General features: G+C 68.2%; 11 protein-coding genes. 5 read left to right on the top strand and 6 right to left on the bottom strand.

Features of this window, described 5'->3' with window-relative positions; all coding sequences use genetic code 11:
* Positions 1-74 precede the first annotated feature (74 nt).
* Positions 75-1,517, top strand: coding sequence for a metalloprotease TldD (tldD, locus tag VFE83_RS16585; protein WP_324908179.1), 1,443 nt, complete (start codon positions 75-77; stop codon positions 1,515-1,517).
* Positions 1,518-1,705: 188 nt separating this feature from the next.
* Here tldD and yjgA read toward each other — a convergent pair whose 3' ends face one another.
* Positions 1,706-2,281: a ribosome biogenesis factor YjgA gene (gene yjgA / locus VFE83_RS16580; protein WP_324908177.1), complete on the bottom strand. Its 576-nt coding sequence runs from the start codon at positions 2,279-2,281 to the stop codon at positions 1,706-1,708.
* 152 nt (positions 2,282-2,433) lie between these two features.
* Between yjgA and pmbA the strand changes: the two genes are divergently transcribed.
* Together pmbA and VFE83_RS16570 are read left to right on the top strand one after the other, a co-directional pair.
* Positions 2,434-3,801 carry a metalloprotease PmbA gene (pmbA, locus tag VFE83_RS16575; protein WP_324908257.1) on the top strand — a complete coding sequence of 456 codons (1,368 nt, stop codon included), beginning with the start codon at positions 2,434-2,436 and terminating at the stop codon, positions 3,799-3,801.
* Between the two features lie 76 nt (positions 3,802-3,877).
* Positions 3,878-4,324, top strand: a complete 447-nt coding sequence (locus tag VFE83_RS16570; protein ID WP_324908175.1) for a DUF4870 domain-containing protein — start codon at positions 3,878-3,880, stop codon at positions 4,322-4,324.
* A 487-nt stretch (positions 4,325-4,811) separates the two neighbouring features.
* Here the strand turns inward: VFE83_RS16570 and VFE83_RS16565 are convergent, their stop codons facing one another.
* From VFE83_RS16565 to tilS, 3 genes are read right to left on the bottom strand one after another with little or no spacing between them, the layout of a single operon-like run.
* Positions 4,812-5,687 carry a farnesyl diphosphate synthase gene (locus VFE83_RS16565; protein ID WP_324908173.1) on the bottom strand — a complete coding sequence of 292 codons (876 nt, stop codon included), beginning with the start codon at positions 5,685-5,687 and terminating at the stop codon, positions 4,812-4,814.
* Complete coding sequence (locus VFE83_RS16560; RefSeq protein WP_324908171.1) at positions 5,680-5,958, bottom strand: exodeoxyribonuclease VII small subunit; 279 nt, start codon at positions 5,956-5,958, stop codon at positions 5,680-5,682. Before VFE83_RS16560 ends, VFE83_RS16565 begins: the two co-directional genes overlap by 8 nt.
* A gap of 54 nt (positions 5,959-6,012) precedes the next feature.
* Positions 6,013-7,305 carry a tRNA lysidine(34) synthetase TilS gene (gene tilS / locus VFE83_RS16555; RefSeq protein ID WP_324908169.1) on the bottom strand — a complete coding sequence of 431 codons (1,293 nt, stop codon included), beginning with the start codon at positions 7,303-7,305 and terminating at the stop codon, positions 6,013-6,015.
* 74 nt (positions 7,306-7,379) lie between these two features.
* Between tilS and VFE83_RS16550 the strand changes: the two genes are divergently transcribed.
* Positions 7,380-8,474, top strand: a complete 1,095-nt coding sequence (locus VFE83_RS16550) for an NADH:flavin oxidoreductase/NADH oxidase (protein ID WP_324908167.1) — start codon at positions 7,380-7,382, stop codon at positions 8,472-8,474.
* 109 nt (positions 8,475-8,583) lie between these two features.
* Here the strand turns inward: VFE83_RS16550 and VFE83_RS16545 are convergent, their stop codons facing one another.
* Both VFE83_RS16545 and VFE83_RS16540 read right to left on the bottom strand, forming a co-directional pair.
* On the bottom strand, positions 8,584-9,075 hold the full coding sequence (locus tag VFE83_RS16545) for a hypothetical protein (protein ID WP_324908165.1): 492 nt from the start codon (positions 9,073-9,075) through the stop codon (positions 8,584-8,586).
* Positions 9,075-10,034, bottom strand: coding sequence for an acetyl-CoA carboxylase carboxyltransferase subunit alpha (locus tag VFE83_RS16540; RefSeq protein ID WP_324908163.1), 960 nt, complete (start codon positions 10,032-10,034; stop codon positions 9,075-9,077). Before VFE83_RS16540 ends, VFE83_RS16545 begins: the two co-directional genes overlap by 1 nt.
* A 224-nt stretch (positions 10,035-10,258) precedes the next feature.
* On the opposite strand from VFE83_RS16540, the gene VFE83_RS16535 reads away from it, so the two are divergent.
* Entirely contained in the window at positions 10,259-12,715 is a 2,457-nt protein-coding gene (locus tag VFE83_RS16535) for a glycoside hydrolase family 31 protein (RefSeq protein ID WP_324908161.1), read from the top strand.
* Positions 12,716-12,809 lie beyond the last annotated feature (94 nt).

The following is a 12,809-nucleotide window of genomic DNA, read 5'->3' as shown; positions in this document are numbered from 1 at the left end:
TCCCGCAGCGCAGGCCTGCTCCGAACAGCAGGCGGTCGCCGCATCCGGAATGCACTCACCGTCGAGAGCACCGCATGACCCTTCCCCTCCAGATCGCCGAAACCCGCCTGCTGCTGCCTGCCGGCCTGGACACGGGCGGCCTCGAACGCACGTTCGGCACGCTGCTGGGCCCGGGCGTCGACTTCGGCGACCTGTATTTCCAGCATTCGCGCCGCGAGAGCTGGACCGTGGAGGACGGCATCGTCAAGGACGGCGCGCACTCGATCGAGCAGGGCGTCGGCGTGCGCGCGATCAGCGGCGAGAAGACCGGCTTTTCGTATTCGGACGAGATCAACACGCAGGCGCTGCTGGCGGCCGCGAAGTCGGCGCGCGCCATCGCCCGCGACGGCTCGGTGCAGGCGCCGCATTCGCTGGTGCGCGGCGGTGGCCGCGAGCTCTACGTCGCCGAAGACCCCATCGACGGTTACGCGAACGAAGCCAAGGTCGAGGCCTTGCGCCGCGTCGACAAGCTGCTGCGAGCGGCCGATCCGCGCGTGCAGCAGGTGATGGTGAGCCTGTCCGGCGGCGTCGATACCGTGCTGATCGCGCGCAGCGACGGCGTGCTGGCTGCGGACGTGCGCCCGCTGGTGCGACTGAACGTGCAGGTGATCGTCGAACAGAACGGCCGACGCGAAAGCGGCTATGCCGGCGGCGGCGGACGTTACAGCTATGCGGAACTGCTTGATGGCGACAAGCCCGAAAAGCTCGCGCGCGAGGCGCTGCGTCAGGCGCTGGTGAACCTGGAGGCCATCGATGCGCCGGCCGGCGTGATGCCGGTGGTGCTGGGCGCGGGCTGGCCGGGCGTGCTGCTGCACGAGGCGGTCGGCCACGGGCTGGAGGGCGACTTCAACCGCAAGGGCACGTCCACCTACGCCGGCCGCATGGGCCAGCGCGTGGCCGCGTCGGGCGTGACCATCGTCGACGACGGCACGCTGGCCGGGCGCCGCGGCTCGCTCAACATCGACGACGAGGGCACGCCGACCAACTGCACCACCCTGATCGAGGACGGCGTGCTGGTGGGCTACATGCAGGACACGCTCAACGCGCGCCTGATGGGCATGGCGCCGACCGGCAACGGCCGTCGCGAATCGTTCGCGCACCTGCCGATGCCGCGCATGACCAACACCTACATGCTGGCCGGCCAGCACGATCCCGAAGAGATGATCCGCTCGGTGAAGAAGGGCCTGTACGCCGTGAACTTCGGCGGTGGGCAGGTGGACATCACCAGCGGCAAGTACGTGTTCTCGGCAACCGAGGCGTACCTGATCGAGGACGGCAGGATCACCGCGCCGGTGAAGGGCGCCACGCTGATCGGCAACGGTCCCGAAACCATGCAGCGCGTGAAGATGATCGGCCACGACCTCGAACTGGACGAAGGCGTCGGCGTGTGCGGCAAGGACGGACAGAGCGTGCCCGTCGGCGTGGGCCAGCCTTCGCTGCTGATCGACCAGCTGACGGTGGGCGGTACGCAGGCGTGAAGCCCATGGTTTTTCCCTTCTCCCTGCGGGAGAAGAGCCTATCCCGTACTCGATACGAGATGCCCGTAGGGCGGATGAGGGCGAACGGAGCGGAACGGGAAGCCCGCGCGGTGCTTCAATGCGCCAATCGCGCGGATGTGTCGGTTTCTCCGATCCTCACCCCAACCCCTCTCCCGGAGGGAGAGGGGCTAGCGTTCGTCGGTGTCGTCGATGTCGACCGCATCGGCATCGACGTCCGACGCCGCACCGCCCAGGATCAGCTCGCGCAGTTCGCGGTAAAGCTCGCGGAACGCGCGCGGCGGCTTGTTCTTGTGGCGCTCGTCCAGCGCGTTGCGCACCAGCGCGCGCAGGTGCTGCCGGTCCGCGGTGGGGTGTTCGTCGAGCAGCTGGGCCAGCGCCGCGTCGCCGTCGTCGAGCAGGCGCTCGCGCCAGGCCTCGACGCGATGCATGGCCGCAACCTCGCGCCGCGCGGTCTCGCCATGTTCGTCCAGAGCATCGCGGATGGCCTCGAGCACCTCGTCGTCCTCGCGGCGCATCTGCTTGGCCAGGTACGCCAGCTGGCGCTTGTGCGCGATGTGCGCGGTGATGCGCTTGCAGTCGCGGATGTGCGGCAGCAGCGAGTCGGGCACGGGCAGCTTGGCCAGCTGGGCTTCGCTCAACGACACCAGCTTCTCGCCCAGCGCGAGCACTTCCAGCGCCTCGCGCCGGTTCTGGCTGCGGCTGGGGCTGAGAAATTCGCCGGATTCCGGATCCCTGCCTCGCATGGGGCACCTGCACAAAATGACATCGGACGCGGATTTTCGCGGATGTGCGCCGATAAAGCACTCACACGGGCTTTATCCGCCGCCAGCCGCCTCCGTTCGCGCCCGCAAAACCCGACAAGGACACCCGCTTGAGCCAGATCGCCGCCCAGAACCTGCCCGCCTACGCCGCCTCGCTCGGCGACAGCCACGCGCGCCTGGATGCGCTGTCGGAGCTGTCGCAGCGCCTGCTCGACCGCGCCCGCGCGTGCGGCGCCACGCAGGCGGAAGTGTCGTGCTCGGAGGAATCCGGCCTGAGCGTCAACGTGCGCATGGGCGAGGTGGAAACCGTCGAGTCCACGCGCGACCGCGGCATTTCCGTCACGGTGTATTTCGGCAAGCGCAAGGGCAGCGCCAGCACGGCCGACCTGCGCGAGGAAAGCCTCGATTCCACCGTCGAGCAGGCCTGCGCCATCGCGCGCCATACCGAAGACGACGATGCGGCGGGGCTGGCCGACAAGGAGCTGATGGCCACCGACCTGCGCGAGTTCGACTCGTGGCATCCGTGGATGATCGACGCCGACCGCGCCATCGACCTGGCGCTGGCCAGCGAGCAGGCCGGCCGCGATTCCGATCCCCGCATCGAGAACTCCGACGGTGCCTCGGTCGGTACCGGCGAGAGCATCAGCGTGTACGCCAACTCGCATGGCTTCATCGGGCGCGAGCGCAGCACGCAGCACAGCCTGAGCTGCGCACTGATCGCCGGGCGCGGCGACGCCATGCAGCGCGATGGGTGGTACACGATCGGCCTGTCGGCGGACGATCTGGAATCGGCCGCGACGGTCGGCCGCAAGGCCGCGGAACGTGCCGCATCGCGACTGGAGCCGCGCCAGATCGCCACGGGCGAGTACCCGGTCCTGTTCGCCGCGGAGATGGCGCGCTCGCTCATCGGGCACCTGCTGGGTGCCGCATCCGGCGGTGCGCTGTACCGCCGCGCTTCGTTCCTGGTGGATGCGGCCGGCAAGCAGCTGTTCCCGTCATGGTTCGCGGTGGACGAGCTGCCGTTCCTGCCGCGCGGTTTCCGTTCGGCCTCGTTCGACGCCGAAGGCGTGGCCACGCGCGAAGCGCCGCTGGTGAAGGGCGGCGTGCTGCAGCGCTACATCCTGGGCAGCTATTCGGCGCGCAAGCTGGGCCTGCAGACCACCGCCAATGCCGGCGGCGTGCACAACCTGCAGGTCGAGGCCAACGCGGGCGATTTCGAATCGATGCTGCGTGGGATGGGCCGCGGCCTGCTGGTGACCGAGCTGATGGGGCAGGGCGTCAACAACGTCACCGGCGATTACTCGCGCGGCGCGGCCGGCTTCTGGGTCGAGGACGGCCAACTACAGTATCCCGTCGACGGCATCACCATCGCGGGCAACCTGAAGTCGATGTTCTCTGCCATCGAAGCCGTCGGGAGCGATGTCGATCCGCGCTCGCACGTGCGTACCGGCTCGATCCTCGTCGGACGGATGACCGTGGCCGGCGACACCGCCGGCGAGTAGTCCGCGCGGGGCGCCTGCTTGACCTGTCATGCCCTCGGGCGGAAAGTGATCCCGTCCATTCAGGAGTGAAGTGGTCATGAGCGAGAACCCCGTCGATCCGAACCCCGCTTCGCCACCGCCGCCGCCGTCGGGCGGCCATCATCCCAGCGGCATCGAGAGCGAGCAGCGCCAGTGGGCGATGTTCGCGCACCTGTCGGCGATCGCCGGCGCAATCCTCACGTCCGGTGTGGGCGGCTGGGGCACCTTCCTCGGCCCGCTGATCATCTGGCTGGTCAAGAAGGACACCATGCCCTTCGTCGACGATCAGGCGAAGGAAGCGCTGAACTTCAACATCACCGTGGCGATCGTGTTCTTCGCGCTGTGGGTGCTGGTGTTCGTCACGTTGGGTATCGGCCTGGTGATCGCGATCCCGGCCTGGTTCGTCATCGGCATCGCGTGGCTGGTGTTCACCATCATCGCCGCGATCAAGGCCAACGACGGCGTCGCGTACCGCTATCCGTTCTCGTTGCGGCTGGTGAAGTAAACCGATCCAACCGTCCTTGGCAGACGCCCGCTTCAGCGAAGCGGGCGTTTTGTTTTGCGATCCCCAGTCATTCCGGCGAGGCCGGGCGCGCCTTTATTTCGGCGGTCCCGTCATTCCAGCGAAAGCTGGAATCCATTTCCTGCCGTCGGCTGACAGCCCTGAGCAAAAGCTTCCGCTCGCAAGCGAGCGGGTTACTTTTGTCTTGGCAAAAGTAACCAAAACCGTTCGCTCCTGACACTCGCCGCCGCTGCGCGGCGGTCCCCTGCGCTCCTCGCCAAAGAGGGGTCGTCGCCAAAAACTCGCTGCGCTACGCTCCGCTCAAACAGTTGGCGACTCTTCGCCCCCTCTTTGACTCCGGTGCTCGGCTCGCTTTAAGTCGCAGGTCAAGACAAAAACAACAACACCAGCAACGGCCAAACCGAAGCAGAGCTTCCGGATTTGCCTCGCGAAGAAGATGAGCGGAAACCTTGGGCGTCCGAAATCCAGTTCAGCGATCCCGCTCGATCGCCATGCGACCCAATTCGGCCAGTCCATTTGCACGTTCGCCGAACGGCGCAAGTGCGTCGTCCATCGCCGCACGCAGTTCCTGCAGACGTGCGCGCGAGGCGTCCAGGCCGATGAGGGCGGGGAACGTCGCCTTGTCCTGCGCGACGTCCTTGCCGGCCGTCTTGCCCAGCGTCGCGCTGTCGCCCTCGATGTCGAGGATGTCGTCGCGCACCTGGAAGGCCAAGCCGAGGGCGGCGGCGTACCGGTCCAGTCGCTGCAGCTCGTCGGGCGAGGCATCGCCGCACAGCGCGCCCATGCGCACCGCCGCGCGGATCAGCGCACCGGTCTTGAGCGAATGCAGGCGCTCGAGCTGCACCACCGACAGGGCGGTGCCGTTGCCTGTGGCGTCCAGGTCCAGCGCCTGTCCGCCGCACATGCCCGCCGCACCCGCCGCCGACGCCAGAGTGCGCAGCAGTTCCACGCGGATGGCGTCGGCCACCGGCGTGTCGGCCAGCACTTCGAACGCCAGGGATTGCAGCGCGTCGCCGGCCAGCACTGCGGTGGCCTCGTCGAAGGCGACGTGCACCGTCGGCTGGCCGCGTCGCAATGCGTCGTCGTCCATCGCCGGCAGATCGTCGTGTACCAGCGAGTAGGCGTGGATCAGTTCGACCGCGACCGCCGGTGCGTCCAGGGCCGCGGGGTCCGCACCGAATGCGGCGCCGGCAGTATGCACCAGCAGCGGGCGCATGCGCTTGCCGCCCAGCAGCACGGCGTGCCGCATCGCCGCGTGCAGTCGCCGGGGCGATTGGTCCGCGTCGGGCAGGGCTCGTTGCAGTGCCGCGTCGGCGCGTTCGCGCCAGCGGGGCAGATCAGACATCGCCGCCGTTCTGCGGCGCGGCGAACGGCTCGGCGGTGGCCGGATTCTGCGGATCGCTGAGCAGGCGCACGCGCAGTTCGGCCTCTTCCAGCGCCGCCTGGCAGCGACGGTACAGGCCGACGCCGCGTTCGTACGCGGCCAGCGAGTCTTCCAGGCTCATCTCGCCGTGTTCCATCTTCTCGACCAGCTCCTCGAGCGCGTCCAGCGAGCGTTCGAAATCGCTGACCGGCGATGCGACCGGCGCGTCTTCGTTGGGGGTTTTGCGAGACATTGGCGAAGTGTGCGGCCCGCCCGTGGCACGGTCAATTGCGCGCCGTGGCGAAGCTCAAGGACGCCAGTGCAGGCGGGCACCCCGCTGGCGCAGCCAGGCATCGAAGCCGGCGGAATGGATCAGGTCGCCGGCGGCCAGCAGATGTCCCTCCGCGTCCGACAGCAGCGGCAGGCGGGCGCGCTCCCACGGGGGCACGCCCAGGTCCTGGAGCACGTGCTTGAGCGCGTGCGAATGGGATCGACCCGGCAGGCTGATGCGTTCGCCCCCCTGTCGGGCATGGACGTTGAGCGGCGTGTCGAACGCGGGCGCGCCCTGCAGTTCGAGCGTGCCGCCGCCCGGCAGCGACAGCGGCGCAGTGCCGTCCCATTGCACGCGCCAGTCGGGCGGCAGATCCGTCACGACAGGTGCCGCGTGCAGCACGTCGCGCCACGCGGTCACCGCCGCGCCGTGCCAGCAGAACGTCGCTTGTGCGTCGGGCCGCGCCGCGAGCAGTTCATCCTCGATGCGATCCACACCGTGCCCCGGCAACGGTGGAAGTTCCAGCGTCGCGATCCAGCGCCGCAGCACGCGCGCGCGCCGGATTTCAGGCAGCGCGAGCAACCGCGTCCGCGAGATGCAGTGCGGGTCGGCGGTGGCGACGCCGGCCAGGTCCAGCGCATCGGAGCTGTCCAGCGCAGCGACGGCATCCGCGCAGAGCGCAGCAGAACGGGCCAGCACCGCGTCGGCGTGCGGCCAGCGTTGCCGCAGCAGCGGCATCACGTACCGGCGCAGGTAATTGCGATCGAAACGGGCATCGGCGTTGCTCGGGTCCTCGATCCACTTCAGCCCATGCGCCTGCGCGTACGCGAGCAGTTCGTCACGACCGTGCGCGAGCAGCGGACGCCACAGGTGTCCCGGACCGAACGGGCGCCAGCGACGCATCGCCGCCAGTCCTTCCGGTCCGGAGGCTCGCAGCGCACGCAGCAGGAAGGTCTCCGCCTGATCGTCGCGATGATGGGCCAGGACCAGCACCTCGCCCGGCGCGAGCGAGTTCGCAAACGCCGCGTGGCGAGCCGCGCGCGCGGCGGCCTCCAGTCCTTCGCCGGCATCGATTACTTCGACGCGCACCACGCGCAGCGGCACCTGCAGCGATGCGCAGATCCGTTCGCAATGCCGGGCCCACTCGTCGGCGTCGGCCTGGAGTCCGTGATGCACGTGCAGGGCACGCAATGCCGTCCCATTCGGATGCGATGCCAGCAGGTGCAGCAGCGCGGTGGAGTCCAGACCACCGCTGAACCCTACGCACAAGGGCGCCAAAGGCCCGTCATGGAGGGCCTGAGCAAGCGGAAGGGCGGGTGAACGGGACATCCGGAGATGGTGCCACGGACGTGGAATGCAGCAACCCATCGATGGGGCTGTGCTGCGGTCCGCATGGACGCACCATGGTTGGCATCCCCTCTGCTGGAGTCCTCGCCGTGCCCCGCCTGTTCGAGCCTTTCGCGCAACGCTCGCTGACCCTGCGCAACCGCCTGGTCGTCGCGCCGATGTGCCAGTACTCGGCGGTCGACGGCGTGCCCAACGACTGGCATCTGGTCCACCTGGGCAGCCGCGCCGTCGGTGGCGCGGGCGCGCTCATCGCCGAGGCCAGCGCCATCTCGGCCGAAGGGCGCATCTCGCCGGCCGACACCGGCCTGTGGAACGACCGCCAGGCCGAAGCCTGGTCGCGCATCGTGCGCTTCGTACGTGCGCAGGGCGCGGTGCCGGGCATCCAGTTGTCGCACGCCGGGCGCAAGGCCAGCGTCGCACCGCCGTGGCTGGGCGGCATCGCCGTCACACCGGAACATGGCGGATGGACGCCGGTGGCACCTTCTGCAGTCGTCTTCAGCGAGACCTCGCCGGTTCCGCGTGCGCTGGACGAGTGCGAATTGCGCAACGTGGTGGACGATTTCGCATGCGCAGCGTGGCGCGCGCAGGCCGCGGGTTTCCAGCTGGTGGAGCTGCACGCCGCGCACGGCTATCTGCTGCACCAGTTCCTATCGCCGCTGTCGAACCATCGCACCGACGCATACGGCGGATCCTTCGAAAACCGCATCCGGCTGCTGCTGGAAGTGATCGAAGCCGTGCGCAAGGTGTGGCCTGAACGGCTGCCGCTATGGCTGCGCATCTCCGCCACCGACTGGGCCGATGGCGGTTGGGACGTCGAGCAGAGCGTCGAGCTGGCGCGCATTGTCAGGGATCGCGGCATCGACCTGATCGACGTGTCCAGCGGCGGACTGGTGCCCAGCACGAAGATCCCGCTGGCGCCGGGTTACCAGGTGCCGTTCGCCGCGCGCATCCGCGAAGAGGCGGGTGTCGCGACGGGGGCGGTTGGCCTGATCACGAAGCCGGAACAGGCCGAAACGATCGTGGGGAACGGCGACGCCGACGTGGTGCTGTTCGCACGGGAACTGCTGCGCGATCCCTACCTGCCACGCCGTGCCGCGAAGGAGCTGTCAGGCGAATTGCATGCACCGGAGCAGTATTTGCGAGCCTGGTGAGGCCTGCTCAGGCTGGCAACAGCATGAGTCCGGGTAAGCGAAGCACATTCGGGTTCGTTGCTGTGAGCAAGCCCCCGGTGCGGCCTGCGGCGTTACCCGGGCTACGTCGCTACAGCGGCTGGCGAGGGGGACGAGCCGCGAACTTCGCCTTCGGATCGCGAGCGACGAGCCGCAGCGATTGCAGGAAAGGCTCGATATGCTTGAGGTAAACGTTCGGCCCCGTCGCGTTGCAGATCCCCACGTTGCTATCGTCTTTGCGCAGAAAGACAACATAGTAGGCGCCGGCGACGAGGGGAATCCCGCAGTCGCCGCCGCCGTAGCCCGACGCGAGCGTCGGCACAGCGTTCAGCGATCCCTTGAACGACTCGATCTGAGTGAAGCGCGCGACCTGTTTCGATACGCAGCGTGGACCGATGGAGCAGGTTGCGCGCGAAAACCCGTCCTCGGTCCGCCAGCCAACGGATTCGATGCGCACCAGTGCGACACGGGTCGCTTCCTGCCACCAGTACTCGGTGCTGGCCGGGCAAGTACAGGCCGCCGCGATGCCCGGCAGCAGTCCGGCGAGGCAGGCCGCAATCGAAAACAGCCTGCGTCTTCGCATCACGCCGCTTCGTACGCCCCATAGCTGCGCAGTCGCTGGTAGCGACGTTCGAGCAGATCCTCGACGGGCAACTGGCCGAGTGCGTCCAGCTCGTTGAGCAGCACGGCCTTCAGGCGCGTGGCCATCTGCTTGGGATTGCGGTGCGCGCCGCCGATGGGCTCACGGACGATCTTGTCGATCAGGCCCAGGCCCAGCAGGCGCTTGGCGGTCAGGCCCAGCTGCTCGGCGGCGTCCTTGGCCTTGGCGGCGTCCTTCCACAGGATGGACGCGCAGCCTTCAGGCGAGATCACCGAATAGGTGCTGTATTCGAGCATCAGCGTGCGGTCGCCGACGCCGATGGCGAGCGCGCCGCCCGAGCCGCCTTCGCCGATCACGGTGCAGATCACCGGGACCTTCAGCTCGCTCATCTCCAGCAGGTTGCGGGCGATGGCCTCGGACTGGCCGCGCTCTTCGGCACCGACGCCCGGATAGGCACCCGGCGTGTCGATGAAAGTCAGCAGCGGCAGGCGGAAGCGCTCGGCCAGCTTCATCAGGCGCAGCGCCTTGCGGTAGCCCTCCGGACGCGGCATGCCGAAGTTGCGCTTGATCTTGCTCTTGGTGTCGCGGCCCTTCTGGTGGCCGATGATCACCACGCTGCGGCCGTTGATGCGGCCCAGGCCGCCGACGATGGCGGCGTCGTCCGCGTAGGCGCGGTCGCCGGCGAGCTCCTGGAACTCGTCGCACATCACGCGGATGTAGTCGTTGGTGTACGGCCGCGCCGGGTGGCGGGCCAGCTGCGAGACCTGCCACGGGGTCAGGTCGCGGAAGATCTGGGCGGTGCGGATCCGCAGCTTGTCCTGCAGGGCATGCACTTCGGCATCCACGTCAACCGCCGGGCCGTTGCTGGCATGGCGCAGCTCCTGGATCTTGGCTTCCAGGTCGGCGATGGGCTGCTCGAAGTCGAGGTAATTCGGGTTCATGCGTGGGCCAGTGGCCGGAAAGGGCGACAGTCTAGCCGAGGGCGAGTGACCGTACCGAGAGGTGTGTTTGGGGTATGGAACGGCGGGCGCGCGTCGTGCCGGCCCGGTACGACGACGACGATCGGGGCAGCCCAGCGGACTGAAAACGACTTCATGGCGGCCCGGCGTCCCGGATGCCCGCACGCGTGCTTGAATCCGGGCTCTCGTCGATCGGGGAGTCGTGCATGAAGGCAATCGGCTGGGCCTTGTGGATCGCGCTTGCGTACGCGGTAGCGTCGCCGGCAGGCGCAGCCGGCTGGCGGCACCTCGGCGATGCCGGGCGAATCGAACGCCTGGACGATGGTGTCGTGGTTTCCAGCGGCCAGGCGAAGCTGCGGGTTAGCGTGCAGGGCGATGGCGTGTTCCGCGTGCGCCTGGCACCGGAAGGGCGCTTCAGTGCGGACGCCTCCTGGGCCGTGGTCGAGCCGGCTGCGCCGGCAACGGTTGCCATCGAAGACGGCCGCGACGCGGTGCGGGTCACCGCGGGCGACACGGTGGCAGTGGTGCACAAGCGGCCGCTGCGGGTGAGCTTCGCCGATCGCGCGGGTCGCACACTGCTCGCCGATGATCCGTCGTTGCCGATGGCGTGGATGCCCACCGCGCACGGCATGCGCGTCCGCGCATGGAAGTCCATGCCGGCCGACGAGCACTACTACGGGCTGGGCGACAAGGCCGGACCGATGGATCGTCGCGGCCGCGCCTTCACGATGTGGAACACCGATGCGTACTCGTGGCAGGGCCACAGCGATCCGCTCTACAAGTCCATTCCCTTCTTCATCGGGGTGCGTGCGGGCAACGCGTACGGGCTGTTCTTCGACAACACCCATCGCAGCAGCTTCGACTTCGGCAAGGAGTCCGAGGAGTACTTCAGCTTCGGCGCGGAAGGCGGAGAGCTGGATTACTACTTCATCGCGGGTCCGCAGCCGGCGCAGGTGCTGGAGCGCTACACACGCCTGACCGGCCGTACGCCGCTGCCGCCGCTGTGGTCGCTGGGCTTCCAGCAGTCGCGGTACAGCTACAACCCCGAGGCGAAGGTGCGCGAGATCGCCTCGATGCTGCGCAGTCATCGCATCCCGGCCGATGCGATCTACCTGGACATCGACTACCAGCAGGGCTACGCGCCTTTCACGGTGGATCGCGCTCAGTTCCCCGACTTCGAACAGATGATCGACGACCTGCGCGAGCAGGGACTGCGCACGGTGCTGATCACCGACCTGCACATCAAGCACGCGCCCGGTACCGGCTACGCCGCGTTCGACTCGGGCATGCGCGACGACGTCTTCATCCGTAACCCGGACGGCTCGCTGTACATCGGCGAGGTCTGGCCGGGCGATGCGGTGTTCCCGGACTTCACGCTGTCCCGCGTGCGCGACTGGTGGGGCGGGCTGTATCGCGACTTCGCCTCGATGGGCGCCGCCGGCTACTGGAACGACATGAACGAGCCGTCGGTGTTCAAGGTGCCGGGCAACACCATGTCGCCGGATGCGGTGCATCGCATGGACGACGGCACCGCACGCGATCACCGTGCGATCCACAACGTGTACGGCATGCTCAATGCGCGCGCGACGTACGAAGGGTTGCTGAAGCTGCAGCCGGCGCAGCGGCCGTTCGTGCTCACGCGCGCGGCCTACGCGGGCACGCAACGCTACGCGGCCACGTGGACCGGCGACAACACGGCCAGCTGGCATCACCTCGCGCAGAGCACGCCGAACCTGCTGAGCCTGGGGCTGTCCGGCATGGCGCTGGCTGGCGACGACGTCGGCGGTTTCATCGGTTCGCCTCCAGCGGACCTGTTGACGCGATGGTTCCAGCTGGGCGCGTTCAACCCCGTATTTCGCAACCACGCGGCCACCGACACGCGGCCGCACGAGGCCTGGGTCGACGGTCCGCAGCATGAAGCGCTGCGTCGTGAGGCGATCGAGCTGCGCTACCGACTGCTGCCGTACCTGTACACCGCGGCGGAGGAGAACGCGCGCAACGGCCTGCCGATCATGCGTCCGGTGTTCCTGCAGTATCCGCAGGCGGAATCGTTCTACGGGAACGATCGCGACTTCCTGTTCGGTGCGGACCTGTTCGTCGCGCCGGTCGTGGACGAACGTATGGATGCGCATGCCGTGACGTTGCCGCCGGGCGCGTGGTACGAGTTCGGAACGTCGCGCCGGCACGTGGCGACCAAGGAGCCGATGAAGCTCGATCCGCGGCCGCAGTCCACGCCGGTGTATGCGCGGGCCGGCGCGATCGTGCCCATGCAGCCGCTGGTGCAGCACACCGGCGAAGTGCCGGTGGGGCCGCTGGAGCTGCAGGTGTACCTGCCGGACGCTGGAAGCGATGGCTGCCGCGGTTCGCTGTACCAGGATGATGGCGAGAGCTTCGGGTATCGCGACGGCAAGTTCCTCCGCGTGGCATACGCGTGCGAAGTCGGCGGCTCAATTGCTTCGGTCTCGTCGCGCGTCGAACACGATGGGTTCGTGCCGTGGTGGAACTCGGTCCAGGTGACTGTGTTCGGCGTGCCGCAACGGCCGTCGTCGGTGCTGGTGGATGGCAAGCCGGTTGCAGGCTGGACGCACGATGCGTCCACGAAGACTTTGAAGCTGGATGTGCGCGACGCTGTGCGCGATTGGCGTGTGGGGGTGCAGCGATGAACACGCCATGTAGCCCGGGTAAGCGAAGCGCACCCGGGCGAAGCAGATTTGCTGGCGAATAGGCGATCCCAGGTGCGGCCGTCGGCCTTACCCG

The organism is Lysobacter sp., from assembly GCF_035655815.1.
In the GTDB taxonomy this organism is placed as follows: domain Bacteria; phylum Pseudomonadota; class Gammaproteobacteria; order Xanthomonadales; family Xanthomonadaceae; genus Lysobacter_J.
This window is presented reverse-complemented; position numbering and strand designations above follow the sequence as displayed.

What these genes read in the sequence shown, in the direction of transcription:
- tldD (WP_324908179.1), top strand. Translation starts at nt 75, where the DNA reads ATGACCCTTCCCCTCCAGATCGCCGAAACCCGCCTGCTGCTGCCTGCC.
- yjgA (WP_324908177.1), bottom strand. Translation starts at nt 2,281, where the DNA reads ATGCGAGGCAGGGATCCGGAATCCGGCGAATTTCTCAGCCCCAGCCGC.
- VFE83_RS16570 (WP_324908175.1), top strand. Translation starts at nt 3,878, where the DNA reads ATGAGCGAGAACCCCGTCGATCCGAACCCCGCTTCGCCACCGCCGCCG.
- VFE83_RS16565 (WP_324908173.1), bottom strand. Translation starts at nt 5,687, where the DNA reads ATGTCTGATCTGCCCCGCTGGCGCGAACGCGCCGACGCGGCACTGCAA.
- VFE83_RS16560 (WP_324908171.1), bottom strand. Translation starts at nt 5,958, where the DNA reads ATGTCTCGCAAAACCCCCAACGAAGACGCGCCGGTCGCATCGCCGGTC.
- tilS (WP_324908169.1), bottom strand. Translation starts at nt 7,305, where the DNA reads ATGTCCCGTTCACCCGCCCTTCCGCTTGCTCAGGCCCTCCATGACGGG.
- VFE83_RS16550 (WP_324908167.1), top strand. Translation starts at nt 7,380, where the DNA reads ATGGTTGGCATCCCCTCTGCTGGAGTCCTCGCCGTGCCCCGCCTGTTC.
- VFE83_RS16545 (WP_324908165.1), bottom strand. Translation starts at nt 9,075, where the DNA reads ATGCGAAGACGCAGGCTGTTTTCGATTGCGGCCTGCCTCGCCGGACTG.
- VFE83_RS16540 (WP_324908163.1), bottom strand. Translation starts at nt 10,034, where the DNA reads ATGAACCCGAATTACCTCGACTTCGAGCAGCCCATCGCCGACCTGGAA.
- VFE83_RS16535 (WP_324908161.1), top strand. Translation starts at nt 10,259, where the DNA reads ATGAAGGCAATCGGCTGGGCCTTGTGGATCGCGCTTGCGTACGCGGTA.